Source organism: Algibacter sp. 2305UL17-15 (assembly GCF_040720935.1).
Classification (GTDB): Bacteria; Bacteroidota; Bacteroidia; order Flavobacteriales; family Flavobacteriaceae; genus Jejuia.
Map to the genome: position 1 here is coordinate 97362 of NZ_JBFDAE010000010.1, position 26991 is coordinate 124352.

28 protein-coding genes are annotated in these 26991 nt (G+C 34.9%); 12 read left to right on the forward strand and 16 right to left on the reverse strand.

Going from position 1 to position 26991, the window contains the following annotated elements:
• Positions 1-34: 34 nt before the first annotated feature.
• Together ABXQ82_RS12220 and ABXQ82_RS12225 are read right to left on the reverse strand one after the other, a co-directional pair.
• The gene (locus ABXQ82_RS12220; RefSeq protein ID WP_367059878.1) at positions 35-1324 is read right to left on the reverse strand and encodes a carbamoyl-phosphate-synthetase; all 1290 of its coding nucleotides are present in this window, start codon (positions 1322-1324) and stop codon (positions 35-37) included.
• A 313-nt stretch (positions 1325-1637) separates the two neighbouring features.
• Entirely contained in the window at positions 1638-1760 is a 123-nt protein-coding gene (locus ABXQ82_RS12225; RefSeq protein ID WP_367060064.1) for a hypothetical protein, read from the reverse strand.
• A 199-nt stretch (positions 1761-1959) separates the two neighbouring features.
• On the opposite strand from ABXQ82_RS12225, the gene rfbF reads away from it, so the two are divergent.
• From rfbF to ABXQ82_RS12240, 3 genes are read left to right on the forward strand one after another with little or no spacing between them, the layout of a single operon-like run.
• A complete protein-coding gene (gene rfbF / locus ABXQ82_RS12230; RefSeq protein WP_367059881.1) occupies positions 1960-2727 on the forward strand; it encodes a glucose-1-phosphate cytidylyltransferase in 768 nt (255 codons plus the stop codon).
• Complete coding sequence (gene rfbG, locus ABXQ82_RS12235) at positions 2721-3776, forward strand: CDP-glucose 4,6-dehydratase (RefSeq protein WP_367059884.1); 1056 nt, start codon at positions 2721-2723, stop codon at positions 3774-3776. Before rfbF ends, rfbG begins: the two co-directional genes overlap by 7 nt.
• A gap of 9 nt (positions 3777-3785) precedes the next feature.
• Positions 3786-4670: an NAD(P)-dependent oxidoreductase gene (locus ABXQ82_RS12240; RefSeq protein ID WP_367059887.1), complete on the forward strand. Its 885-nt coding sequence runs from the start codon at positions 3786-3788 to the stop codon at positions 4668-4670.
• An 87-nt stretch (positions 4671-4757) separates the two neighbouring features.
• Here the strand turns inward: ABXQ82_RS12240 and ABXQ82_RS12245 are convergent, their stop codons facing one another.
• The 5 genes from ABXQ82_RS12245 to ABXQ82_RS12265 all read right to left on the reverse strand — a co-directional run bounded on the left by ABXQ82_RS12245 (position 4758) and on the right by ABXQ82_RS12265 (position 9157).
• A complete protein-coding gene (locus ABXQ82_RS12245) occupies positions 4758-5972 on the reverse strand; it encodes a glycosyltransferase family 2 protein (protein WP_367059890.1) in 1215 nt (404 codons plus the stop codon).
• 8 nt (positions 5973-5980) lie between these two features.
• Positions 5981-6790 carry an SMP-30/gluconolactonase/LRE family protein gene (locus ABXQ82_RS12250; protein ID WP_367059893.1) on the reverse strand — a complete coding sequence of 270 codons (810 nt, stop codon included), beginning with the start codon at positions 6788-6790 and terminating at the stop codon, positions 5981-5983.
• A 13-nt stretch (positions 6791-6803) separates the two neighbouring features.
• Positions 6804-7550: an SDR family oxidoreductase gene (locus ABXQ82_RS12255; protein ID WP_367059896.1), complete on the reverse strand. Its 747-nt coding sequence runs from the start codon at positions 7548-7550 to the stop codon at positions 6804-6806.
• A 317-nt stretch (positions 7551-7867) separates the two neighbouring features.
• On the reverse strand, positions 7868-8473 hold the full coding sequence (locus ABXQ82_RS12260) for a sugar transferase (protein ID WP_367059899.1): 606 nt from the start codon (positions 8471-8473) through the stop codon (positions 7868-7870).
• 192 nt (positions 8474-8665) lie between these two features.
• On the reverse strand, positions 8666-9157 hold the full coding sequence (locus ABXQ82_RS12265; protein ID WP_367059902.1) for a hypothetical protein: 492 nt from the start codon (positions 9155-9157) through the stop codon (positions 8666-8668).
• A gap of 326 nt (positions 9158-9483) precedes the next feature.
• Here ABXQ82_RS12265 and ABXQ82_RS12270 point away from each other — a divergent pair, with 326 nt between their 5' ends.
• From ABXQ82_RS12270 to ABXQ82_RS12280, 3 genes are all read left to right on the forward strand, one after another.
• Positions 9484-10335 (forward strand): aldo/keto reductase, encoded by an 852-nt coding sequence (locus ABXQ82_RS12270; protein WP_367059905.1) that lies wholly within the window; start codon positions 9484-9486, stop codon positions 10333-10335.
• A 459-nt stretch (positions 10336-10794) separates the two neighbouring features.
• On the forward strand, positions 10795-11478 hold the full coding sequence (locus ABXQ82_RS12275; RefSeq protein WP_367059908.1) for a sugar transferase: 684 nt from the start codon (positions 10795-10797) through the stop codon (positions 11476-11478).
• A 492-nt stretch (positions 11479-11970) separates the two neighbouring features.
• Positions 11971-13017, forward strand: a complete 1047-nt coding sequence (locus ABXQ82_RS12280; protein ID WP_367059911.1) for a peptidoglycan bridge formation glycyltransferase FemA/FemB family protein — start codon at positions 11971-11973, stop codon at positions 13015-13017.
• Between the two features lie 200 nt (positions 13018-13217).
• On the opposite strand, the gene ABXQ82_RS12285 is transcribed toward ABXQ82_RS12280, so the two are convergent.
• Both ABXQ82_RS12285 and ABXQ82_RS12290 read right to left on the reverse strand, forming a co-directional pair.
• Positions 13218-13697, reverse strand: a complete 480-nt coding sequence (locus ABXQ82_RS12285; RefSeq protein WP_367059914.1) for a winged helix-turn-helix transcriptional regulator — start codon at positions 13695-13697, stop codon at positions 13218-13220.
• Positions 13698-13767: 70 nt separating this feature from the next.
• Positions 13768-14922 carry a M14 family zinc carboxypeptidase gene (locus ABXQ82_RS12290; RefSeq protein WP_367059917.1) on the reverse strand — a complete coding sequence of 385 codons (1155 nt, stop codon included), beginning with the start codon at positions 14920-14922 and terminating at the stop codon, positions 13768-13770.
• 292 nt (positions 14923-15214) lie between these two features.
• Here ABXQ82_RS12290 and ABXQ82_RS12295 point away from each other — a divergent pair, with 292 nt between their 5' ends.
• Complete coding sequence (locus tag ABXQ82_RS12295) at positions 15215-15586, forward strand: helix-turn-helix transcriptional regulator (RefSeq protein ID WP_367059920.1); 372 nt, start codon at positions 15215-15217, stop codon at positions 15584-15586.
• Positions 15587-15624: 38 nt separating this feature from the next.
• Positions 15625-16005 (forward strand): DNA topoisomerase IV, encoded by a 381-nt coding sequence (locus tag ABXQ82_RS12300; protein WP_367059923.1) that lies wholly within the window; start codon positions 15625-15627, stop codon positions 16003-16005.
• Between the two features lie 165 nt (positions 16006-16170).
• Here ABXQ82_RS12300 and ABXQ82_RS12305 read toward each other — a convergent pair whose 3' ends face one another.
• Together ABXQ82_RS12305 and ABXQ82_RS12310 are read right to left on the reverse strand one after the other, a co-directional pair.
• Positions 16171-16671, reverse strand: a complete 501-nt coding sequence (locus ABXQ82_RS12305; protein ID WP_367059926.1) for a hydrolase — start codon at positions 16669-16671, stop codon at positions 16171-16173.
• A gap of 108 nt (positions 16672-16779) precedes the next feature.
• Positions 16780-17541: an MBL fold metallo-hydrolase gene (locus tag ABXQ82_RS12310; protein ID WP_367059929.1), complete on the reverse strand. Its 762-nt coding sequence runs from the start codon at positions 17539-17541 to the stop codon at positions 16780-16782.
• A gap of 94 nt (positions 17542-17635) precedes the next feature.
• Between ABXQ82_RS12310 and ABXQ82_RS12315 the strand changes: the two genes are divergently transcribed.
• Positions 17636-19117 (forward strand): TonB-dependent receptor, encoded by a 1482-nt coding sequence (locus tag ABXQ82_RS12315; RefSeq protein WP_367059932.1) that lies wholly within the window; start codon positions 17636-17638, stop codon positions 19115-19117.
• Between the two features lie 149 nt (positions 19118-19266).
• Here ABXQ82_RS12315 and bcp read toward each other — a convergent pair whose 3' ends face one another.
• Positions 19267-19722, reverse strand: a complete 456-nt coding sequence (gene bcp, locus ABXQ82_RS12320) for a thioredoxin-dependent thiol peroxidase (RefSeq protein ID WP_367059935.1) — start codon at positions 19720-19722, stop codon at positions 19267-19269.
• Positions 19723-19871: 149 nt separating this feature from the next.
• On the opposite strand from bcp, the gene nth reads away from it, so the two are divergent.
• Complete coding sequence (nth, locus tag ABXQ82_RS12325; protein ID WP_367059938.1) at positions 19872-20531, forward strand: endonuclease III; 660 nt, start codon at positions 19872-19874, stop codon at positions 20529-20531.
• A gap of 26 nt (positions 20532-20557) precedes the next feature.
• Here the strand turns inward: nth and ABXQ82_RS12330 are convergent, their stop codons facing one another.
• Positions 20558-20704 (reverse strand): hypothetical protein, encoded by a 147-nt coding sequence (locus tag ABXQ82_RS12330; protein ID WP_367059941.1) that lies wholly within the window; start codon positions 20702-20704, stop codon positions 20558-20560.
• A gap of 57 nt (positions 20705-20761) precedes the next feature.
• Positions 20762-21346: a sigma-70 family RNA polymerase sigma factor gene (locus tag ABXQ82_RS12335; protein ID WP_367059944.1), complete on the reverse strand. Its 585-nt coding sequence runs from the start codon at positions 21344-21346 to the stop codon at positions 20762-20764.
• A gap of 236 nt (positions 21347-21582) precedes the next feature.
• On the opposite strand from ABXQ82_RS12335, the gene uvrA reads away from it, so the two are divergent.
• Positions 21583-24366, forward strand: a complete 2784-nt coding sequence (uvrA, locus tag ABXQ82_RS12340) for an excinuclease ABC subunit UvrA (RefSeq protein WP_367059947.1) — start codon at positions 21583-21585, stop codon at positions 24364-24366.
• Between the two features lie 277 nt (positions 24367-24643).
• Here the strand turns inward: uvrA and ABXQ82_RS12345 are convergent, their stop codons facing one another.
• Positions 24644-25222 (reverse strand): outer membrane beta-barrel protein, encoded by a 579-nt coding sequence (locus ABXQ82_RS12345; RefSeq protein WP_367059950.1) that lies wholly within the window; start codon positions 25220-25222, stop codon positions 24644-24646.
• Positions 25223-25433: 211 nt separating this feature from the next.
• Between ABXQ82_RS12345 and ABXQ82_RS12350 the strand changes: the two genes are divergently transcribed.
• Positions 25434-26141: a hypothetical protein gene (locus ABXQ82_RS12350; protein WP_367059953.1), complete on the forward strand. Its 708-nt coding sequence runs from the start codon at positions 25434-25436 to the stop codon at positions 26139-26141.
• 64 nt (positions 26142-26205) lie between these two features.
• Here the strand turns inward: ABXQ82_RS12350 and ABXQ82_RS12355 are convergent, their stop codons facing one another.
• Positions 26206-26982, reverse strand: coding sequence for a T9SS type A sorting domain-containing protein (locus tag ABXQ82_RS12355; RefSeq protein ID WP_367059956.1), 777 nt, complete (start codon positions 26980-26982; stop codon positions 26206-26208).
• Between the last annotated feature and the right edge of the window lie 9 nt (positions 26983-26991).

Here is a 26991-nt window from a genome sequence, read left to right on the forward strand (position 1 = left end):
ATGTTGTTTTTTTTAATATTTAAATCGAACTTTTCTAATTAACAATATAATCTTTTTCATTCCAAGGTTTTAACCATTCTAAAATCATGTTTTCCCCATTTGAATCTAAAACCTTTAACGTGTTTTTAAAATTTTCGATGATTTGGTTGACTTCAATAATAGAATCTGCATTAACATAAATTCTATAAATAATCTGCCTTTCTGTCCCCAAAAATTCTTCCTTAACCGTATCACCAACTTTAAATCGTTCAACAACAAAAACTACATTTTCATTAGATTTTATGTCATTAATACCTTCAACTTTATCAATTTCACCAGCTTTTAATAGAATCCAAATTGAGCTGGCAGATTTACCTCTAAACTTGTAATCATTTTTCTCTGGAAAATCATCGTCCCCAAAAACACCGGTAAATGCATAGTTAATGAGCATTTTTCTATGATCAAACCCATTTATAGCCTCAAGATGAATATGAGGTGCTTCCCCCTGTAATCTAAATCCTGGGTCATAAATATAGAACTCATCGTTTTCAACAAAAAACTGAATACAGAGTACCCCGGCCTTTATATTTAAGCCTTCAAACATTGTACATAATTTGGGGTGAACCTCTTTTACGAAACTGTCTGTATATTTAGAAGGATATACGGTACCTAGTGCTATAGGGCTGGAATCGCCTTGTAATCTTGTAAGCTGCCTGTCAAAAGTTGCTGAAAGATAAGGAATGCCATTTCTAAAAGTATAATACACTGCCATATCATCACAGTTTGTATCCATATATTTTTCCACTAAAACCACTCCTTTTTTGGAATATTTTAAGGCTGTTTCTACCGTGGCAATATAATCTTCTTCATCCCTACAAATCTTCACACCAACGCCCCCTCCGCTATCTACTGGCTTAACTATCAGGGGATAACTAATGTTTTGAGGTTTTTTAATTTCAGAATCGTTTGTTAAATAAATTCCAGGAATATCTTGAATATCATACTTTTCACAATAACGCTTAAATCCGTCTTTACTGCAAAATGCCTCTACGGCCTTCTCTGTAGCATAACAAGGAAAATTCAGTTTCTCACAAATTTCCCGATAAGGTTTTACTAGAATGTCGGCTACTCCAACTAAAACTGCATCTACTTTTCTTTCCTTGGCTACACTAACAATTTTATCGATATCAAAACCATCTATGTCGTGGGTCTCAGAGGCTCTTTTTTTTGCAGGGGCATTGGGATTTGGATCGATAACAATGGTATAAATACCCATAGACTCCGCAATATCTACCAAAACCCCTGTTTCAGGATTTCCGCCAAGTATTATTAGTTTTTTTTGCATAAACTATTATTTATTAATTTGTTGTTAACTCAAAATGAAAGGGTTATTGAACGAAAAAAAACTTTGACCAAACTAGTTCGTTGTTCATGGGTTGGGGCCTCTGCTTGTTGAGACTCACAAAGTATTCTAAAATCTTCCAATACCATGGTCGTATTTTTCGACAAAGATAGTTATTGTTTAAATTATATGAATAGAACACAGTCTTATTTTTTCTATGGTTTAAACTATTGATTTAACGATGCACTATTATTACCATCCGAAAGGTTGGTTTTAAAAAAAGCTGAAATCAGTTTTATGAAGGCCTTATAACCGATCAACAATTTGCTCTGAAATTCTTTGATATATACGAAAACAAACGATGTTCTATTTTGTTCCATTTAGGCGTTACGGTTTCTATTCTTTTTTTGACCAGTAAGTATCTAAATATCAGTATAATTGATCATAAGTAGCTGGTACACGTACATTTCATGCTGAAGTACAACGTGTGGCCACAAAGCTTTTTTTTCAAAAAAAGGAAGTGAATGGATGAATTGTTATTAAAAGTAAGTAAATTTGCATTAATCATGCTATGGTATAAATTGTTAAATTTATGCATAGATTAACCTATAAATTAATTTTTAATTTTTTTCTACAAAATGAAAGTTTTATTATTAGCAGGTGGACTTGGAACACGAATTTCTGAAGAAACGCATCTGAAGCCAAAGCCCATGGTTGAAATTGGAGGAAAACCAATTTTATGGCACATTATGAAAATGTATTCCCATTACGGTTTTAATGAATTTGTGGTCCTCTTGGGGTACAAGGGATATGTGGTCAAAGAGTTTTTCGCCAATTACTTTATGCACAATTCCGATGTTACTGTGGATTTGGCAGAAAATAAAATAACAATTCATGACAATAAGTCAGAACCTTGGAAGATTACGCTTCTAGATACCGGAATGCATAGTATGACCGGTGGGAGGATCCTTAGAGCCAAAAAGTATATTGGAGATGAGCCCTTTATGCTTACCTATGGAGATGGAGTATCTGATGTAAATATTAAGGCCTTAGAAGAATACCATCGAAGTCATTCAGGTTGTATAACCATGACTTCTGTTCAGCCTGACGGGAGATTTGGTTCCCTTAAAATGGATGGAGACCGTATTAGTCAATTTTTGGAGAAGCCTAAAGGTGACGGGGGTTGGATTAATGGTGGTTTTTTTGTTTGTGAACCTAAAGTTTTAGAATATTTAGATGGAGATGCAACCATTTTCGAAAGAAAACCTTTAGAAAGGATGGCAGAGGACAAAGAACTCTATTCTTTTAAACACACAGGTTTTTGGAAACCAATGGATACACTAAGAGATAAAAATCAACTAGAGGAAATGTGGGCCAACAATACAGCAAAATGGAAAACATGGTAGCATATGGTGATTTTTTTAAGGGGAAAAGAGTTTTTTTAACAGGACATACGGGTTTTAAAGGTTCATGGATGACGCTTTTGCTTCAGTCCCTTGGAGCAGAAGTAACAGGTTATGCACTTTCTCCCGAACAAGAACAAAACATATTCGATTATGCTGGTTTGGATAAAAAAATGTCTTCTCATATAGGCGACATACAGGATTTATCTGCTTTACAGGACGCAATGAAAAATGCTGATCCCGAAATAGTAATCCATATGGCTGCCCAACCACTAGTTATCGAATCCTATAAAAACCCTGTACATACTTATGGGACAAATGTTATGGGAACGGTGAATTTACTTGAAATAGTTCGCCAATTACCCAATGTAGCTGTTTGTCTTAATATCACCACGGATAAGGTTTACAAAAATAACGAATGGCTTTGGGGATATCGTGAAACAGATACTTTGGGGGGGCATGATCCCTATTCCAATAGTAAGGCTTGTTCCGAATTGGTTACCCAATCGTATCGCGATTCTTTTTTTACCGATTCCAATACCGTTATTGCTACGGCAAGGGCGGGAAATGTTATTGGAGGTGGAGATTGGGCAGATAATAGGCTGGTTCCCGATTTCATTAGGGCTATCCAATCTGGAGAGCAAGTGGTGATAAGAAGTCCAAAAGCTGTGAGACCTTGGCAGCATGTCCTTGATTGTCTAGGCGGATACTTACATCTCATTTGGCAATTATCAACAAACAAAAAACTGGCATCGAGTTATAATTTCGGTCCAGAGAATGACAATATTAGATCTGTTGAATCCCTTATAGATAAAGTCTGTAAGGCTTGGGGTAATTCAGCTTCATATAGAATTGAAGGCAACGACGCTTTTCATGAAGCAGGTTTGTTGCGATTGGATATTTCTATAGCCAGACAGGAATTGGGGTGGCAACCTAAGTGGGGAATGGATAAAACCGTAACACAAATTGTAGATTGGTACAAAGCATTTTCTGAGGGTCAAGATGCCTTGGGACTTTGCCAAAAGCAAATAAACGAATTCCTTCAACATTAATTTGATATCGTGAAGCAATCCCTTTTTATTACTGGGGCCGATGGCTTTTTGGGTCATCACCTAGTCCAACAATTGTCGAAAACCTACACCATTATTGGTTTAGTGAGATCTCCTCAAAATCTGAAACGCTTAAAAGCTGAACAGATAACGCTATATAGTACCAATGACCCTTTAGACGAAGTTTTTGACAGATACCGACCTATCGGAATTGTGCACACAGCAACCAAATATGGGAGAACTGATGAACCTGTACCCGGCTTACTTGATGTAAATGTTGATTTGCCAGTACATTTGCTAGAACTGTCCCAAAAATACAATTCCAAAGTATTCATTAATATCGGTAGTTTTATCACACAAGGCAAAGGGTATAATTATTTGCAGGATTACGCACTATCCAAAAAACAATGTTCCCAATGGCTTCAACTTATAGCCAATAAAAACGATACTTGTAAAGTCATCGACTTTACTTTATACCACCCCTTTGGTCCTGGGGATTCTGATTCTAAGTTCGTCAGCAATATGGTAAGAGCCATAAAAGAAAGAACCTCTTTTATAGACTTGACCCCTGGGGAGCAAAAAAGAGACTTTATCTATGTGGGCGATGTGGTGAATGCTATTGAATTGGCTTTAAACCGGTCTGCTGATTTGCAAACACCCTATACTCAAACAGATTTGGGTACAGGCTCATCCCATACGCTACGTTATTTTCTAGAAACTCTTAAGAAAGTGTCCGGAAATACCGAAACTGAACTTCGATTTGGAAAATTGCCCTATCGGGAAAACGAGATTATGGAAGCAAAAGCTGCTCCCGACTTACTTGTCTCTTGGGGCTGGAAACCTAATTATACCTTAGACCAAGGCCTTTTGCTTACCTTAGATCAAACGATAATCTAGGTTCGTCACCCTACTACCCTTTTCTAATACTGTTCAATATCCTGTTCAGTTCACTCTGCAAAATATCGAAATTATCAACTACTCCTTTTAGTCGTTGTCAAAACCTAATTGTTGCAACAGTTGACAGATTTCTTTTTCATCCGTATTGATTTGCACTATCTTTTTGGGGTCAGTTCCCATAAGTGCCAATTCTGCATGAATCGATTTAAAAACAGATGGATTGGTTGTGGCTATTATTAAAAAGTCATACTCGGCGTTGATAATGGAGCTAGGAGGATTAACAAAATTATCGCCAATATTCAGTTCATGGAAATCAATATCTATCCATTTGACAATTTGAAAAAAATTGCTTTTGCTAATCGATGATATAAGATGCCGTCCAAAAGAACCTGAACTGTAAACAATAACTTTGGAGTTCTTTTTTGTTTTTAAAAAAGGATTGAAAATAATATTTCCCGAGGCATCATGGATTAATCCTCCTGATCTTACCAAGATTAAGGAGTAAAGATAATATAGTATCTGTGTATTTAAGTTATCCTTATCAAGGAAAGGGCTTAATTTTAGTTCTAGAAAATTTTTCAACAGCCCCAATCTGTAATATTCTATTGTTGAGTTTTTAATGGATTTCAGAATGGAATCATGTCGTTGCCTGTAGTAATAAAGTGGTATTCTACTTATTGTAAGTTTTTTTGAAATAGATAAATAAGTATAGGTAATGGCAGCGTCCTCTCCCATTACAATTTCTCCGGGAACCTCAAATAACACTTCATTGAGCAACTCCCTTTTGAACAGTTTGCTCCATACATAGGTAGATATTTCGTGTTCACAAAAAGTACCATTATACATGGCTTTTGGAAGTATCGAATTTTTAATTTCAGGTTCCTCAAAAACACCAGTATAAGAGGGCTTTATTGTTTCAATTTTCCCGTCGAACTCCCTGAAATGTCCCGTCACAACGAGGTCGGACTCATTAACTTCAGCAAGTTTGAATAAAATATCAAGATAAAACTTATCTACCCAATCATCACCATCAATATAAGCGACATACTTACCCTTGGCGTTCTTAAGCCCTTCTTTTCTACCACTCAAAAGTTGTCCGTGTTCTTTGTGGATTACTTTAATCCGGTTGTCCTTACTTGCATATTCGTCGCAAATTTGAGGGCAATTGTCAGGGCTTCCATTGTCAACCAAAATCAGTTCAAAATCAGTAAAAGATTGGTCTAAAATGCTGTCAATACATTGAGGAAGATAAGCCTCTATCTTATATATGGGTACAATAACACTAATACTAACTTCATTCATAATCACAGTTAATTTAATTCAATATAAAAAAGCCCACCTCCGTACATATCATCTTTGGAAGACTTTGCAGTTGTTACATATAGGTTTAAATGATTGTCAATACAGCAGGATGTTACGTTTGGGCATGGCAATTTTCGCTCCTCTATTTTTCGACCATTTTCGGGATTCCATCGAGATACACGCCCTCCTCCCCATTCTGCAATCCATAACATGCCCTCATGGTCCATGCACATACCATCGGGACTTCCCTCTCCATTAAACGCTATCACGTAAGACTCAAATAATACATCCCCGTTTTTCATATCATAGGCATATTTGGCCACTTTCTTGGTGGGGGTATCAATGAAGTAAAGACTGCTGCCATCTTGTGAAAATGCCAGACCGTTGGAAATGGTCGTGTTCTCAATGATAACCTTGTGTTTTCCTTCTGAATATGAAAAGACCTTTCCTATGTTATCCTTGACTTCGGGAAATCCCATCGTTCCAATGATAAACCTTCCTTCGGGGTCTTTGATACCATCGTTATATCTAACGGAATTTGCTATATCAATTTGAAAAGAAAATTGCTTTTGCATGGTGTTGAAATCTATTTCAAAAAAACCATTTTTAGAGGCGACCATGATTCTTTTCCTATCCAACAAGAAAACACAACTCACGGGTGAATCTAATTTTACGCTCAAAATCTCCCTAGTAGATGGATTGTAACAAAAGACCAAGTAATCAAAAATAGATACAAAATAAAGGAGCTTTTCCTTGTGGTCAAAAACAGGGCCTTCTAAAAGTTCAGAATTAAGGTGAAAAATAAGTGACGGATTCATATATGCATACTAATTAAATATAATGTCCTCCGGTGATTCTTAATAACGAACCAGTTGTCATCGCCGATTCATCAGAAATTAAATGCATTACTGCCGGTATTGGGTCAAATTTATTTAACAAACGTCCCATAGGAATAATATTGCCTGCAATAGTATTCAATTCTTCTTCACTTACACCCTCTTCAGCTCTTAATTGAAGTTCTCCTTCGGTGTTAGTCCAACCCATTACCACATAATTTGATCTAATTCCATATTTTGCATAATGATGTGCAATATGATTTGACAGCGTATAAAGAGTACTTTTAGTAAGCGCATATGGCGCTCTATCAATATCACCATAATCCATATGAGGAGATCCAAAGAAAATGATTGAACCTACTTTAGATTTCATCATAGATTTTAAGACATGTTTTAACAAGAAAAATGGAGCTTTAAGATTAATGTTAAAAGCACTGTCGTAAATGTCCTCTTCGGTATCAATGATAGATGAAATAGGTGTTATTCCCGCATATAAAACTAATGCGTCTATTTTTCCGAATTTTTTTATGGTCTGTGTGTAATAATTTTCAATTTCCTGGATGCTATTCAGGTCAATCTTATGAAAATAAAGCTCATTTGCTGATTGTAATGATCGTATGATTTTAGTACCTTCATCAAGGTTTCTTCCACAAAAAGACACATTGTAACCTTTTTTTAAGCAGGATTTCAGTATCTCGTTACCAACACCCTTGGTCCCTCCTAAAATCATTACTGTTTTCATAGATGTGTAATTTTCTGGTTTTAATTTGTACTACTGCCCAAATCTAATTATTTATTACTAGGTTCAAAATTTTTTCCCCACATAATTGAAATAATATCGTTTAATGTACTAATGGGCGTAATAATCCTATGGTTTAAGCGATAAGAACTTGGTTGATTTTTAATGTTTATTCATTTTTAGGGTATAGCCAGCCCTGTCTACCGACAGGCAGGCGGCAGGCTGGTACCCCAAGGCTTGCCTCGTTTTTCTTTTTTGGAGTTTAGTTGTTGGTTTTTTTTGAATTTTAATACATCGTGGGCTTGCCCTGAGGTGTTTTATTAAGAGTTTCCATCCCAAAGACTAAACGAAGCTTGTTCAATGGAGGACATTGCCTCACGATTGAATATTTTTTGAATAGTTTTCAACAAGATTCTTAAATCGTTATAGAAACTTAAATGATCAACATACCATACGTCATGAGCAAATCGTTCGTTCCATGACAAGGCAGTACGACCATTTACTTGCGCCCATCCAGTAATACCTGGTTTGACCATATGTCTTCTTGCTTGTTCTTTGTTATATAACGGCAGGTATTCAATTAATAGCGGCCTAGGGCCAATGAGTGACATATCACCTTTCAAAACATTGACCAGCTGCAACAGTTCATCTAAGGAAGTCTTTCGAATAAATGCACCAACTTTTGTAATACGCTGCTCTTGATTAATTAATTCACTTTCATTGTTTTTAGGGTCTCTCATGGTCTTGAACTTTATGATGGTGAATATTTTTGTGTTTTTCCCAGGTCTCTTTTGGAAGAAGAACGGTTTGCCTCCATTGGCAAATAACAGTAGAATGATTAATGTAACAATCACAGGTGATAATAAAATCAACGCCACAAGCGATATTGAAAAGTCTAAAATTCTTTTAAAAAACTTTTTGTACATAACGAATTAATCATTTTAGTAATGGCTTCTTTTATAAAGCCTTCAAGATTTTGATATTTAAAGTCTTAAAAATTGATTTTAGCAAAACCTATAGCCTATTTAACTAGCGTTGAAGCCTGTGTACAAACTAACTTCACTATATTCTTAATTAACCCAATTATCGATTAGAACTATTTAAAAAAAAGAAATAATCTAAGGGAATTGCTGAAATTTCTTGTACCTATCCGGAACCGGAAATTCTCGTGTCACACCGTGCCAAAACATGTTTACAATCCACCATCTGTCTTGGTAGTAGGCCAACTGAATACTTTTCACATCTTGTTTGTAAGGTTTGTTGTTTGCCATATCTTCCTTGCTATGGAAAGCTTCGCAATGACTAAATGCATGACCAATGTTTGCATAAGTCTCTACCACCCTACCTATTTCTCTTTCGTAAAAAGCGGTTTCTCGAGTATTGTCAAACCAAAAGCCAATACGTTCAACGTAATCATTTGGGTGTATCCATTGGAGTCTTACATTACTGTTTATATCCTTTTCATAACCGATTTTGTAGGCTTGAGGATGAAATAAAAATCTAAAGAAATCCCAGTCTCTTTTTTCACCTGGCTCACCACCTAGACATGCATAAAATGCTGTTATTAAGTCGTCTATAGTTTGTACACTTTTCAAATATTCTTCTTTCATTTAAATTTGTTATTTCGGTTAAAGTTTTATTTAAATCAATCAAATATACCAACTCATATGAATTGGAGCAACTAAAGCGTATAAAATTAGGGCCATTATTTTAAAAGCTCCAGTTCCACAAGTCCTTATTCGACTAATAGCCTTTCTATAAACAGGAGATGGCCCCTATGGATTAGGCAAAAAAGTATTATCTTCGATGCTTCAAATTTATCAATTTACCTAAATTGATGAAAATTATCGAGACCTACTGGCCTTTGCTGCCAATTTTGGTCTCAATTACAGTCTGAATTCTGAAGATTGGATTTATGAACTTAAAAAAAAATGAGATGAAGCATAAAATTTCCGATATATCTGGCACTTTCACCTTGAACAATGGCGTGAAAATGCCCTATTTAGGTCTTGGAACATACATGCCAAAGGACAGTCAGGAAGTAACCAATTCTGTGCGATTCGCATTAGATAACGGATATCGACTTATAGATACGGCCGCTATTTATAGAAACGAAAACGATGTTAGATTGGGAATAGAAGCAAGTAGCGTACCAAGGGAAGAAGTTTTTGTCTCGAGTAAAGTCTGGAATAGTGACCAAGGTTATGACAAAACCATCAAAGCTTTCGAAAAGAGTCTTGCAAATCTCCAGATGGATTACCTGGACCTTTATCTAGTCCATTGGCCAGTAGTTGGAGAATATAAAGAAACTTGGCGAGCACTGGAGGAATTATACAAACAGGGAAAAATACGGGCAATAGGTGTATGTAATTTTTTGAAGCACCAATTAGAGGATTTAATGGAAGATGCAGAAGTGATTCCCATGGTAAATCAAATGGAATTTCATCCATACCTAGTGCAACAGGAATTGATTGATTTTTGCCAACTACATCATATCCAATATGAGGCTTGGTCTCCTTTAATGGAAGGAAAGGTTTTCGAGTTACCTGAATTCCAAAAATTAGCGAAAAAGTATGGTAAAAGCATTGCTCAAATTGTATTGAGATACGATTTACAAAAAGGTGTGGTTACCATTCCAAAATCTTCAAAAGAGAAACGCATTATTGCTAACGCCGATTTATTTGATTTTGAACTATCCGAAGCGGACATGGACTTTATTGACGCCATGGATCGTAACCATCGTTTTGGCCCGAACCCGGACAACTTTGAATGGTCTTATATTCTGTAAAAAAAAAGGCTTGAATTTCAGCATCAGCGAAAGGTCTTCAACATACAGAACAACGACTTCAACTGGAGAACGATGCTCCATTTGAAGAAAACACCGTCTGCCTGTCCAAATTTAAACCCTTTGAGGATTACTTGCGGATTTTGTATTTAGCCATCTCACGAAAATTAAATACTAAGGCTTTATCCCCCTGTATTTACAGGCTGTTTAAGGATCGAGAACTTGGAAAGACCATATAATCTCTTTAAAAATTTTCAAATCGAAAACATGCTGTAAAACAATAATTTGTGCTTGATACACCCCTCGTTCATTTTAGACAAATTTAAAAAGCAGAGAATGGCTAAATAGCTAATATATATCCTATAAATTGGGTTTTTTGTCGTCTAAACTGGCAGCGGTCAAATTATTTGTTTTTATTTGTAGAAATAAACAAGCCTAATTTATTCCTAAATCCATTACCTGATGTCCAACAATTTATACGCTACTTATTTCAAACGCCTTTTTGACTTCGCTGCTTCTTTATTGGGAGTTCTGGTCCTATCTCCTTTATTGATCATTATAACTATCGTTCTTTGGATTGACTTTAAGGGCTCTCCCTTTTTCTTGCAAGAACGTCCAGGCAAGGACGAAAAAATCTTTAAGATCATCAAGTTCAAGACCATGAAAGACCCGAAAAACAACGAAAGCGAATTAATTAATCAAGCACAGCGTATTACGAAAATCGGCACTTTTGTACGAAAAGCTTCCTTAGACGAACTGTTACAACTGGTCAATGTCATCAAAGGAGACATGAGCTTGGTAGGCCCTAGGCCGCTTGTGATCCAATATCTCCCGTATTACAATGAAACGGAACAAAAAAGACACCTAGTTAAGCCCGGTATCACGGGGCTGGCACAAGTAATGGGCCGCAATAGCCTTGCATGGGAGGAGCGGTTTTTATTGGACGTCGAGTATGTCGAAAACTTGAGCTTAGCACTCGATGTAAAAATCCTGTATAAAACTGTGCTGAAAATGTTATCAAAATCGGATGTTGTCATCGACCAAGATGAACACTTGGACATCTTCGACGTTTACCGAAGAAAACAGTGGGAAGCCGATAAAGCTCTTAAAAGCCCAAAAATGGAACACAACCATCCGAAAGTTTAGTTTTCAAGAAGACCTGAGGACCCTGTATTTTAGATTTTCGTTTTTAATTATCAAAATCGAAGACATAAGTAAGACCTGGTATTTCTGGTTGGACACAAGTAAATAATCATAATGCTATTTATTGGGATAATAACTTTATCAAGCAAAAACATCTTTCATTGGTCAAAGTAGATGACTATAACTCGCCCCGATTTATGCATCGCTATAAATGTTGGTTCGAATGCTACTTTAGGCAAAACCACCATATGCCTTCATATACTTTTTATAATAACTTGATCTCTGCAATTGGATAACTCGTTAACATTGATAATGGGTTACGTAATTTGTGTTTTTTAATTTAAAATTCAACTTTCTTAGATGAAATGAAATAGGGTTAATATAAAACCTACATATAGATTATATAAAACAAAAAGCTATGTGTTTCTATAATTTAATTATTATATTAAACAAAAAAAATTGCATTATGCGAGTATTTAATACAATTCGTAGAAGTTGAGTATTGCGGTCATAGAACATAAGAAAGACTGGAATGATTTTCTGTCTTTAGTTGAAGCCCATGATTGTTACCACACATATGATTATCATCAGCTATCTAAATCCCCTTCAGATGCTGCTGTATTGATTAAGTATGTTGAGGACGATGTAATTATCGGTTTACCTCTATTGATAAGGGAAATAAACGGCACGAAATTTTATGATGCCATTTCGGTATATGGTTATTCTGGACCAATCAGCAAAGGTATTTCATCAAATTTTAGTTTTAAAAACTACAAAGAAGCTTTAATGATGTTTTTTAAAACAAAAAATATCATTAGTGTTTTCGTGAGGTTAAATCCTTATTTACCCTATCAAAACATTGTTTTTCATAGTTTTGGGGAGCTTACCTATCTCGGTAAAGTTGTAAACATAAACCTTAGCTTAAGCTTAGAAAAACAAAGGCACAAATACCATAGAAGACTTAAAAACCAAGTTAACAAAGCGTATAGGGAATGTACTATAAAACCCGTTAAAAACTTTGAAGATTTTCAAATTTTCAAAAAAATATACTTTGAAAATATGGATCGTGTGAACGCAAAACAGTTCTACTATTTTGATGATATATATTTTAAAAGTATAACTAATGCCAAAGACTTTAAAACTTCTATAAAATTAGCATTTGATAACGCAACGGGAACGCCTGTTGCTGGATGTTTGTTCATTATGGTTAATGATATAGTGCAATACCACTTATCAGCAGCTTCAAAAGATTTTTTGCATTTGAACGCCACTAAATTATTAATTGATACTATGCGACTTGAAGCCACCGAAAAGGGTTATAAAAACTTTAATTTGGGTGGTGGATTGGGTGCTAATGAAAATGATTCTCTTTTTAGATTTAAATCGTCATTTTCAGATGAGTTCCGTCACTTCTTTATTTGGAAGTTGATTGTAAACAAAAGCAAGTACAATAAATTATGCAAGCAAAACAAAGTCATAAATAACACTAGTGGTTTTTTCCCTTTGTACAGGTATGAAGAATTCAATAAGCCATTACTTTAGCCAAAGATATCTTAATTACTCCTTAAAAACACATTTCATATTGAATCAGCTTTCTTATACAGCTTAGTTAAAATCTTTATTCAGATAAATTATTTAAAGCATGGACTGAAAACATAGGCCTAATAGCTTTGGAAACTTATTTTTCAAAAAAAAGCCCCTAAAAAAGGAGCTTTAAATTTATAAGGGAAAATATCATGTATTTACATCTCATTAAAGATGGAATGCATCAATCGTTTTTTGTCGTTTATGCTTTCTTCCAAAGAAATCATGGTTTCAGTACGATACACACCTTCTATTTCATCAAGTTTAAAGATAACCTCTTTAGCATGTTCTGTGTTCCTTCCTCTAATTTTACAGAAAATATTAAATTTCCCTGTAGTAATGTGGGCTACGGTTACAAAAGGAATTTCGTTAATACGCTCTAAAACAAACTGAGTTTGTGACGTATTGTTCAAATAAACCCCGACATAGGCTATAAAGGAATATCCTAATTTTTTATAATCAAGCGTTAATGACGAACCTCTAATAATACCAGATTCTTCCATTTTTTTTACACGAACATGTACTGTTCCTGCCGAAATTAAAAGTTTTTTTGCAATATCCGTAAAAGGAATTCTTGTATTGTCAATTAACATATCAAGAATTTGATGATCGATTTCGTCTAATTTTATTTTCGCCATAATTAACTTTTCTTAAATAAAAACCAAAAATACTACATTTTCACTAAAGATTACGCATATTTAATGCATTTTATTTTGAAAATAATGCGATTTCTTCATTATTCAATTTCACGAAAACGTTTTCGTAATCAATTTTCAATAGTTCATCATCAATAGTTGAAACCACGCCCCCACTAGCATCAATCTCCCGATGAGCGAAGTAATTGGGCAGGTTTTCAAGTTTTTTAACAATCGGTATAAATATGACCTCCCGCCCCATTAAACGCTCTTCAAATTGAATAGCAATATCAATAGTTTTTCTATCATTCACATCAAGCTTTGCATTTCTAATAATGACATCAAAAAAGAGTTTTCCGTTTTCAGGGATATCAAAGTAGGCTTTGTGATTGCTGCCATCAACTTCATTTTTAGCTATATAATATAAAGACGTTAAATATGAAATGTATATCAATTTACGCGTTTTCTCGCGCGCATAATCATTTGGAAAATGCCCCGCTTCAAACAAAATTGTTGGTACATTTTCACTTTGAAACGTATCTCCAACACAATTTAAATTAAAAGCATCATCATATACTCCTACTTGATTTGGTATGAATCCTTGCAATGTATTATTCATTTCAGCAATAATCTCCATGGCTATTTTTCTGGTAGGCGTCACAGTACACGCTTCGTCCTGTGCTGGTGCCAAAAATGATACCGTAGCCGATTTATTAGTGCTCCCTGCGCTAAAAATGGTGCGTTGCCCATGTAAATTATAGCAATAGTCTGGTTTAAACGCTTCAAATGCTTCTCTTAAAACTCTACTTTCTGGCTGAGACCGGTCTTGTGCATCCCTGTTTAAATCTACTTTATTTGCATTTATACGCGTATAGGCTTTTGCGCCATCAGGATTTAAAATGGGGATAATTAAAATGGTACAAGATTTTAAAATAGTATCTGTAAGAACGCTACCAGCAATACATGTGTTTAAAAAATCAAAAATTGCCTTTGTTGTTGTAGATTCATTACCGTGCATTTGCGACCACATTAAAATCTTTTTATTTCCAGTTCCAATTTTTATGGAATAGATAGCATCGTCTAAAACAGATTTTCCAACAACGTTTACATCCGCAAATTTTTTCAAATTAGGAAGTAGAGGCGCAATATTTTCATTGGTAATATACCGATGAAATAAGGTTGATTCTTTATGCTTTTGAAATAAGGATTGTTGCTCTTTAGCTGTCATAAATTATAATTAAAATACAAATGTAAACATTTACATTTTTACAATTGTAAACAGGGTTTTTAAGTAGTTTTGTACACAATTATAAACAGATTTGATGGAATATTCGGTAATTCAAATCGCATAAATTATCGAATATATTATTTAAAATATAAAGTATTATAATTCAGATATTTAAAACTTATTATTTAAATATATCGTTGACTAATATTATAAATATTTTTCATTATTAATATCAAAATTAAGACGAAATTATTACATTTGTAAAGCAAATCAGCCCCAAACATAATTTACAATGATAAACAGCGAGGATTTCATAAAACGGCTTCAAAAAATCATAGAATACTACGGGGAATCCGCCTCTTCCTTCGCTGAAAAAATAGGCGTGCAACGCTCAAGCATTTCACATATTTTAAGCGGTAGAAATAAACCCAGTTTGGAATTTGTATTGAAAATTTTAAATACGTTCCCTGAAGTAGAATTGTATTGGCTGTTAAATGGCAAAGGTTCTTTTCCCAAAAAAAAAGTTTCCGAAACCACACCTTCCGCCCTTCCAAAATCCAATGCGATTGAAAAGCAAAAGGACAGTAAAAAATCAAATGAAAAGAAAATTGACCGGATTGTGATTTTTTATTCTGATGGAAGTTTTGAAAATTTCGAGAAATAAGCAGTTAGTTTCATAGTTTTGCAAAAAAACTAAGCTAAATGAAAAAATTTATAATTATTTTATTCGCTATAACATTAACATCATGCTATGAATCTGAACGCAATTGCAAAGCCTACAAAACTGGGACATTTTACAGCGAAACGACAATTGATGGGGTTTTATACAAATCTGAATTCAACAGGTCTGAAACACTTCAAGTTGAAACCTATAACAACCATATAGATTCTTCGGAAGTACGGTGGATCAACGATTGTGAAGCTGTCTTTAGAACCATTAACCCAAAAAACATGACAGAACAAAAAGATATTCATTTTAAAATACTCACCACAACAGACTCCTCGTACACCTACGAATACTCTTATGTAGGCAAGACACAAAAAGAAAAAGGAATTGCTTATTCAGTAGGCAGTATTCAGTAAACAGTTTTCAGTAGGCCGTATTCAGTAAACAGTTTTCAGTCTTCAGTAATGTGTCTATATTTTATAATCATCCAAACTTCTCCACCAAAGCGAAAACTACCCGTCATCCGTCTTCCGTCTCCCGTCACCCGTCTTCCGTCACCCGTCTTCCGTCATAGCCCTCCGTTAATCAAAAGGGTACAAAAACGATTCTACCATTTCAAAATCAACAGTCCTATCCTTATTAACGTAGTATTTCACAAAAACTTCTCCCCAATATTCCCCATCTGAAAAATCGGCTATTATCCATTTGTGGTTCAATAATTTAACCGTGTTTATTAAAATTTTCCTACCTTCAGAAGACGCGTAAGGCACTAAGGGATGCTGACCTTTCACTTCATTAGTGGAGTATATTTCATCTTTAACATAAGGCATCAAATTATCTACATCATAACCTTCTCTTTCAAAATAACTTAGGGCATCTTCGTTTTTCTCTAAATTGAAATGCGCTTGACTTGAAATTTCAGCATTCAATTTTAAAATAGAATCTTTATATGTTTCAACTTTAAGGGTAGCGTTTTTCAGTTTTAAATCCTGATCTTCAAAAATACGCTTTGCACTCACATATTGGAACAATACCAATAATATCGAAAACACGAACAAATACATAAAAATTTTCTGTTTCATCTATTTTTAATTTTATAACAATCTATTATTTAATAATTCAATTACGCCCGGTATTACTTGACTTCAATTGCTAAATGCCCACTTGCCCGACGGTAGTCAGGTTATGGGCTAAATAGTGATTTCTAAATTATCGTACCCCAAAAACACGTTTTCAGGCAATTGGCGTTCAACTTCTTCATGAAAACCCAGCATATGACTTATATGGGTTAAATAAGCGCGCTCCGGATTCACCTTCTTTATAAACTCCAAAGCTTCCTCTAAATTAAAATGCGAATAATGAGATTCTAAACGCAATGCATTAATCACGAGTACTTTTACGTTTTTAATCTTTTCAACCTCTTCATCTTCAACTGTTTTCATATCTGTCAAATAAGCAAAATCATTAAAGAGGTAGCCAAAAACCTGTAATTCCATGTGCAACCCTTTTACCGGTACAACATCAATCCCCCCAATTGCAAACGGTTTATTTTTAATTTTATGGATTAAAACTGAAGGAGCTCCTGGATACTTATTTTTAGTGGAAAAAATATAATCAAACCTCTTTTTTAAAGATTTCAACACACGTTTGTGCGCATAAATCGAAATTGCGCCTTGCTTAAAATAAAAGGGCCTTATATCGTCCAACCCCAAAACATGGTCTGAATGTTCATGCGTAAACAAAATGCCATCAACTTTTTCGCATCCACAACGCAGCATTTGCTGTCTAAAATCTGGCCCACAATCAATTACATAACTATGATGACCCCATTCAATTAAAACTGAAGTCCTTAAACGCTTGTCCTTAGGGTTCAAACTTAAACATACGGGGTGCTTGCTCCCAATTACGGGGATGCCTTGAGATGTGCCAGTACCAAGAAAAGTAACCTTCAAAACGCTTAATTTTACAACAAAAATAGGTTATTTTTTTGTTTACCCTCCTTATTTAATATCTTTACCCTAAATTGTTACTAACCTATAATAGTTTATGGAAATTAGCATTCAAGGCGATAAAGAATTTGATGATATTCCTTCATTAAAATCAAAGGCACTTAAGATAAATTTAAACGAAAATATTTACGGCACATTTGCCGAAATTGGTGCTGGTCAAGAAACTGCTAGACATTTTTTTAGAGCCGGCGGGGCTTCTGGAACAATAGCCAAGGCAATGTCTGCTTACGACAAGGATTTTAGTGACGCCATTTACGGCATTGAAGACGACAGGCGCTACGTAACCGAATCTAGGTTGCGAAAAATGCTCACACATGAAATGGACCTCATGGAAAAGCGCATTACTCGCGATAAGCAACCCAATAAAATATTCTTTGCCTACGCCAATACCGTAGCAACCATAGATTTTGCGAAACAATTTAAAGGACACGGTTGGGTTGGTATAAAATATCAAGTTGAAGCAGGTGCAGATTATAACGAAATTATTTTACACATCCGTTTTAAGGAAACCGATGCAAGATTACAGCAGGAAACCTTAGGCGTTTTAGGCACAAACCTAATTTATGGCGCTTTCTATAAATATAATGAACCCAAGAGGTTATTGCGCTACCTATATGACCATTTAGACAAAGACCAACTTGAGATTGATACTATAAATTTTTCAGGACCAGTTTTCAAGAATATCGACAACCGACTAATGAGTTTGCAGTTGGTTAAAAACGGCATGACGGATGCCGTAATGTTTGGGCCCGACGGCACCAATGTTCTACCAGCTAAAATGTTTTATAAGAAAAATATTTTAGCACTTCGCGGAAGTTTTAGACCCGTAACGAGAGTAAACATGGCGATGTATGAGAAATCTTATGAAATGTTTATCAAAGAGAATAAGGTTGATGTAGATAAAACGGTTGTTGTTTTCGAAATTACATTATCAAATTTACGTGCCGAAGGAAAAATTGACGAACAGGATTTTATAGATAGAGCAGATTTATTATGCGCTCTAGGACAATCTGTTATGATAACCAACTTTCAAGAATACTTTAGGGTTGTTGAATACTTCTCTAACTACACAAAAGCCAGAATGGGCCTCGCTATGGGCGTGAGCAATTTGGTGGATATTTTTGATGAGAAGTACTATCGCCATATTAGCGGCGGAATTCTGGAAGCCTTTGGTAAATTATTCTTTAAAGACCTAAAGGTATATTTATATCCAATGTTCGACCCTAAAACTGGAGAACTTATTAATAGTGAAAATTTAAAAGTGTATCCACGTATGAAGGAATTGTATAAATTCTTTAAATACAATGGAAAAGTAATTGACATAACCGATTACGATGAGAGCATTATGAATATTTTCTCAAGAGAGGCACTAGAAATGATTGAAAATGGCGAACCAGGTTGGGAAAAGATGCTTCCTGAAGGTACTGCGGATTTAATAAAAGATTTTAGGTTATTTGGCTACACCCGAAGACCTTTAAAACCATTGACTTTAAAGAGGAGAACTATTAATAAGAAGTAAAATTCCAAAACAGATAAATAACTAAATTCCAAATAGAGCTTGTCTGAAAATCAAATTTAGCTTAAATTTCGTATTGATTGCACCCCATAGCTATATGTATCTGGAGCGCCTAGTTTGACAAACACTACTAACTTTTTTTTAAAAATTCCTTATGAATCTAGTATCTGAGCCGTATGTGCTTTCGTTTTTACTTTCGTAATTACATCTTCGACTACTCCAGTTTCATCAATAATAAAAGTGATTCTATGTATCCCATCATATTCTCTACCCATAAACTTTTTAGGCCCCCAAACTCCAAAAGCATTAATTACAGCTTTATCCGTATCTGCCAAAAGTGGATATTTAAATCCGTATTTCTTTTTAAAATTAGATTGTCGTTTTGCACTATCAGCACTTACACCCAAAATCTCATAGCCTTGAGATTGAAAACGCTCAAAATTATCATTTAAATTACAAGCTTCTACAGTACAACCAGGTGTGCTAGCTTTTGGATAAAAGAAAACTACTAGCCTTTTGCCTTTATAATCGCTTAACTGAACCGTATTTCCTTGCTCGTCCAGAGCTTTAAAATTTGGCGCCTTATCTCCTGCTTTCAATGTTGTCATATTTCCAATCTTTTTTTGATGTGATACTTTCGTGTGTTACTACTTATTGTTTTTGAAAAGTTACCCGTAACACCCTACAATCATTTTTATGTTTGACTATATTTTGGTCATGGATGTTTCATAACTTTGTTTTGTAAAAATACAACCGAATGACCAAACAAGAAAGTGTTGACTTCATTATTAAAACTTTAAACGAGTTATATCCAGAAATACCGATTCCTCTAGACCACAAAGACCCTTACACACTGCTTATTGCGGTTTTAATGTCTGCACAAAGTACCGATGTTCGCGTAAACAAGATAACACCATTACTTTTTGAAAAAGCGGACAACCCGTACGATATGGTTAAGCTTTCGGTTGAAGAAATTAGAGAGATTATAAAACCTGTTGGCTTATCCCCAATGAAAAGCAAAGGCATTTACGGTTTATCAAAAATTTTGATTGAAAAGCATGATGGCGAAGTACCAAAAACGTATGAAGCATTGGAAGAATTACCGGCAGTTGGTCATAAAACAGCTGCAGTAGTCTTATCCCAAGCCTTTGGAATCCCTGCTTTTCCCGTAGATACGCATATTCATAGATTGATGTATCGCTGGAATTTAACCAATGGTAAAAACGTGGTGCAAACAGAAAAAGACGCCAAACGCTTGTTTCCAAAGGAATTATGGAATGATTTACATTTACAGATGATTTGGTACGGACGCGAATATTCCCCCGCTAGAGGATGGAATTTGGAAAAGGATGTAATTACTAAGACTGTTGGGCGGAAATCGGTTTTGGATGATTATTATAAAAAGAAAAAATCCTGATTTTGAATCAGGATTTTTTTCTAATATTAGTTTAGAAGCATATCATACTTCTCATGTTTGCCTTCTACAACCTTATAAGCCTTTGAGTAATTCAATAGAAACTCAATGGTTTCCTTTTTAGGCTTTAAGTTTTTGGTTTTTTCAAATGAATTTTCAGAGTAAATTTTTGCCATTTCATTAATTTAAGGGTTAATTCAAACTAATAACGCAGCAAACTCAATAATATTGTATTAGTTGGTCAACACAATATTATGCTTCTCAATTATCTTTCGTAAATTAATCAATGCGTAGCGCATTCTGCCCAATGCCGTATTGATGCTAACGCCTGTTCGTTCAGATATTTCCTTAAAACTCATGTCTTGATAAATACGCATCATCAACACTTCTTTTTGATCTTCAGGAAGCTCATCTACCAAGCGTCTTACATCATGTTCAACCTGATCTTTTATCATGCTTTTTTCAGCATTTAAGGTGTTATCGCTCAATACAGAGAAAATACTAAACTCTCCTGCATTGTCAAACTTTGGCATCCTATTGCTTTTTCTAAAAAAGTCAATCACCAAGTTATGGGCAATTCGCATGACCCATGGCAAAAATTTACCTTCTTCATTATAAGCTCCTCGTTTTAAAGTACGTATCACTTTAATAAACGTATCCTGAAAAATATCTTCAGCGATATCCTTATCATATACTTTGGAGTAAATAAAACTGTAAATTCTTTGTTTGTGCCTAATAACAAGGGTTTCTAATGCACTTTCCTGTCCTTGAATGTAGTTGCTAACCAATATAGCATCGGTAATAAGTTCTCGTTGCATAATATTTACTTTTAATGCTTCGAAGTATATCTTCGTAGCTTGGGGTTATTTAATTTTAAAAGTAATAGTATGCTATATAGAAGTGTTTTTGAGGTTATTACGAGTTCAAATATAACAACAATCATTCCTAAAAAGCAAAAAATAATAACTTTTTTTAACAATTTACTTAACAACCCTTCATTTTTTATGCTCACTTACTTATGGTATCTTTGCAAAATTATTCTCTTTTAAAGCCTATGAATACTGCAATTACCGAAGTAAACCCAAAAGAAAACATCATCATAAAAGGTGCGAGATTACACAACCTAAAAAATATTGATGTGGTAATACCCAGAAACAAATTAGTGGTTATTACCGGTTTATCAGGCTCCGGGAAGTCCAGTTTAGCTTTCGATACGCTTTATGCTGAAGGCCAAAGGCGTTATGTAGAAAGTCTTTCCAGTTATGCCCGACAGTTTTTAGGGCGCCTAAACAAACCTAAAGTTGATTATATAAAAGGAATCGCCCCAGCCATCGCCATCGAGCAAAAGGTAAATTCTACAAACCCACGTTCTACGGTAGGAACAACTACCGAAATTTATGATTATTTAAAATTATTGTTTGCTAGAATTGGTAGAACCTACTCGCCCATTTCTGGAGAGGAAGTGAAAAAAAACACGGTTGCTGATGTTTTAGAATACATTTTCAAGTTTCCTGAAGGCGAAAAACTATTGCTCCTTGCTCCTATTTATTTAGAAGAAGGTCGGACCATGGAAGACAAACTCAAAACCTTGCACCAACAAGGTTACGCTAGGATTAAAGTAAATGATGCGGTGTTGCGGATAGATGAGATAAATTCAACTTCAAAAAAAGACACCTTTCAATTGGTGGTTGACAGGGTGATTACCAAAAACGAAGACGATTTTAAAAACCGATTAGCAGATGCCATACAAACAACATTTTTTGAAGGTAAAGGTGAATGCATTATAGAAAGCTTAACCGATACTAAACAACGTGTTTTTAGTAATAAATTTGAATTGGATGACCTGTTATTTTTAGAACCTAGTCCGCATTTATTCAGTTTTAACAATCCTTATGGCGCGTGTCCAAAATGCGAAGGTTACGGAGATATTATAGGTATTGATGAAGATTTAGTGATTCCAAACACAGGGCTTTCGGTGTATGAAAGTGCCATTTTTCCTTGGCGGGGCGAAAGCATGAGTTGGTATAAAGACCAATTGGTCAATAATTCCCATAAATTCGATTTTCCTATCCATAAACCATATTTTGAATTAACCGAAGCTCAAAAAGAACTCGTTTGGACTGGAAATCAACACTTTGAAGGTTTAAATTCATTTTTTGCTGAATTAGAATCTAAAGCCTATAAAATCCAAAACCGCGTGATGTTATCGCGATACCGCGGAAAAACGAAATGCAAAACCTGTAACGGCAAGCGATTAAGGCCTGAGGCCAATTATGTAAAAATAAATGGCATTACCATAACAGACTTGGTTGAAATGCCCATTAATAAGCTCATTCAGTTTTTTAGAGAACTGGAACTTAACGACCATGATACTCAAATAGCGAATCGTTTATTAAAGGAAATCAATAATAGACTGTCATATTTGGCCAACGTAGGCTTGGATTATTTGACTTTAAACCGAAAATCCAATACATTATCTGGCGGCGAAAGCCAGCGCATAAATTTAGCAACATCCCTAGGAAGCAGCTTGGTAGGCTCTATGTATATTCTAGATGAACCCAGTATTGGCTTGCACCCGAAAGATACCGAACGTTTAATTTCAGTCTTAAAATCGTTGCGGGATTTAGGGAATACCGTTATTGTAGTGGAGCATGATGAAGACATTATGAAAGCCGCCGATAGCATCATAGATATTGGCCCTGAAGCTGGAACTTTTGGCGGACATGTAGTGGCCTCAGGAACGTATCAAGATATTCTGGCGTCAGATTCCTTGACCGCAAAATATTTAAATGAAGATTTAAAAATTGAGGTTCCAAAAACGCGACGGACTTCAAAATATTATGTGGCTATAAAAGGTGCAAGAGAAAACAATTTAAAAAATATCGATGTGCGTTTTCCATTAGGTGTTCTTACCGTAATTACAGGGGTTTCTGGAAGCGGGAAAAGCACTTTGGTAAAAAAGATTTTATTTCCTGCATTACAAAAAGCATTGACCGACTTTGGCGATAAACCCGGTCAGTTTTCGGCTTTAGAAGGCAATTACGGTAACGTAAGTCATATAGAATTTGTAGATCAAAACCCTATCGGAAGGTCCTCCCGTTCCAATCCTGTGACTTATATTAAGGCTTATGATGATATTCGTGCGCTCTATTCGAAACAAAAACTAAGCAAGATTAGAAACTACCAAGCAAAACATTTTTCGTTTAACGTAGATGGCGGACGCTGTGAGACTTGTAAGGGCGAAGGTGAAGTAACCATTGAAATGCAATTTATGGCAGATGTGCATTTAGAATGTGAAACCTGTAAAGGCAAACGCTTTAAAAAAGAAGTGCTTGAAGTTGCATTTACCGGCAAAACCATAGATGATATTTTAAACCTTACCATTGATGATGCTGTTGCTTTTTTTGAAGCTACAGCACAAACTAAAATAAAAACCAAATTGCAACCACTTCAAGATGTTGGTTTAGGCTATGTGACTTTAGGACAAAGCTCCTCTACTCTTTCTGGTGGCGAAGCTCAGCGCATTAAACTGGCATCATTTTTAGGAAAAGGAAACACCAAAAGCAAAGCCCTTTTTATTTTTGACGAACCTACTACAGGATTGCATTTTCACGACATTCAAAAGTTATTAAAATCGTTTAATGCTTTAATAGTAAAAGGTCATTCTATAATAGTTGTAGAGCATAATTTAGAATTGATTAAATGTGCCGATTATATTATTGACCTTGGCCCTACAGGTGGGGAATATGGTGGAAACTTAGTTGCAACCGGAACTCCAGAAGAAATTGTTAAGATTAAAACTTCTGAAACTGGGAAATATTTAAAAGAGAAGATTTGAAGTAAGTTGCAGTTCCAATAGCTATCTGGAGCAGTCACAGTTAACAGTCTCACTCAAACGGAAAAAAACTTTTTCCGTTTCCGAAACGAGCTTCGAGGTACCAGCCTACTGCCTGCCTGTCGGCAGACAGGGTTGGCAGGTTAAACCTGAGATCCCGCTAAAAAGCGGGATTAGTTCCACCATCAAAACTTAATGCGCTACGCTTTTAAGTTTTGGGTTTCACTAAAAAAACGGCAGCAATATAGCCACCGTCAATGTATTTATTTCAAACAACAATTTAGAACTTATATCCAACTCCTATTTGAAAACCACTTAATTTTACAGAACTGTTCCCAGCGTTTTCCAGCAAATTAGTTAAGCCAAAGCCATATCTCGCATTAATATTAATTTTTTCGGCAACATCGTAAGCAGCTCCAATGTCTATTCCAAAATTTAGAGATTTAAAACCATCTCCAGCATCCAAAAGGTAACCTATATTAGGCCCTGCAAGAGCATTAATTTTATCGGCAACTTCATATTTTGCCAATATCGGTACTTGAATTTGATTAAAATCCTTAATCATAACAAAATCAATCTCTGGCTGTATCTCAAGCTTGTCCATCAATTCAATATCGGTAAAGTAAATCCCAATAAAAAAACCGGATTTTGACGTGCTGTTGGAAACATTTAGAGAGTTTGAGGCAGATGATTTAGCATTAGAAGACTTTTGAGCTTCAGCATTCACGTTCACGCCGCTGCTGCCGTTTGAAGAATAAGAAAAACTTTCAGATCCGTTATGATAACCGCCTCTAATGGCACAGGAAGTAAACAATAAAACGGTAAAACTAAATGAAATTAAGGTGTTAAAATTTTTCATGATTAGAAAGGTATTGGTTAGTTCACATAAAAATATAAAATAACCAACTAACAACCAAATAGTTACGGTTAGCCCTAGAAATCACAACAACCTAGATATCAAAATCTGATGATGAACCATTTACATATTTGGCACGCATATTGAAAACTTAATTCAATAAGGAAAGCCGAATAGCTAAAACATTCGGAATTAATAATTAAATCCTAAGATTATGAAAAGAGTATTACTAGTATTTACAAGTATGTTAATAGGATTAACAACTGTATCAGCAACAGAACTGAACCACCAAACGCAAACAAATACATTTGAAATCAAAAAAAATTACCACTACGCACAGCCCATAATATTTATGGAACGTGGTATTGAGTTTTTAATTTTCCCTGACGGAAGTTTTGATTTTAACACGAATGTCAATAACAACTATCGCAGCACTACTAATTATAGACGTAGCTCTAGAAGAAGTACTATAAATAGGTTTTACCATAGACCAAACGCAAGAATGAATTACAACCCTGGCAATAGAGGTGTTTACATTTCTCGAGATAGAAACGGAACCATAAGACGTATTGGTAATGTGTTTTTAAATTATGACAGACATGGACGACTTACCCGTGTCGGCTCTATTTTTATGAATTACAGCCGTGGCAAACATTCAAGTTTAAAACGTGTTGGAGGATTACAGGTGGATTATAACCGATGGGGCGACATTGAATATCTAAACGGTCAAGTAAATCATTTTTATAGAGATTACTGTAATTTTTGTGGCGTTCAGTCTTGTGGTATAACACATGACTTTGAAACTAAGAAAAAACACGGACAGAAACATAGGAATCGTAATGATGACATTTACCAAAATAACGACAATTATTATTACTATAAAGGTAATGGGAAAGTGAAGAAACACAAAAGAAAAAAATAGGAGGCATAAAAAAGGGTGGCTAAAAAGCCACCCTTAATACTTAAAAAGTTCTTTTTAAGTTTATTTATTGTTTGATGAATTTACTAACTCCAGAGTCAGTAGCAACAAAATACATACCTGCTGTTAATTCAGATACATCTAAGCTTCTTTGAGTAGCTTTAACTTCTTTTATAAGTGCACCAGTTACATTTAGTACTTTATAAGATTCAGTTTTAACATCTTTTCCAAAATAAATAACATCCTTTACAGGGTTTGGATACATGTTTATAGAAGACGTATTAAATTTAGTTGTGCTTAGAGTAGCAGATGTAGATTGTGTTAAATCATCTATGTAATAGGTACCTCCATTTTTATCAAAGAAAAAATCAAAACGTCCAATATAACCATCAGGTTCTCCCGATAAATCAAATTCTACTTCAAACCATTCATTTAATGTCACTCCAGAAAATGTTTGAGCCTGAGGATTAGTATCACTACCTCCAACCCAAGGTCTAATATTTATTGTAAAATCAGTTTTATTAGTAGATAAAACTTTAAGTTTTAAGAATTTACCATCAACTGCATTCAAAGTAATTCCCCCTGAACCAAATTGAAAAATTGGATAAGCCCATGGCTTAGCACCTACTTCTTCTAAATCTCTAACACAATTAGCACTCGTGTTTATTCCTGTAGTAACAGGGTTTGGCTCCCAAGAACCTATCATCTTTGGAGTTGCAGCTGGCCCATTGTTATCAATAAGATAATCATTAACTGATGGAGCCGCTTCAAAATCTTGCGAAAATTGCGCATAAGAAAATGTTGTTACTACTGAAAGTAAAAATAATAATGTAATTTTTTTCATAATATAAAA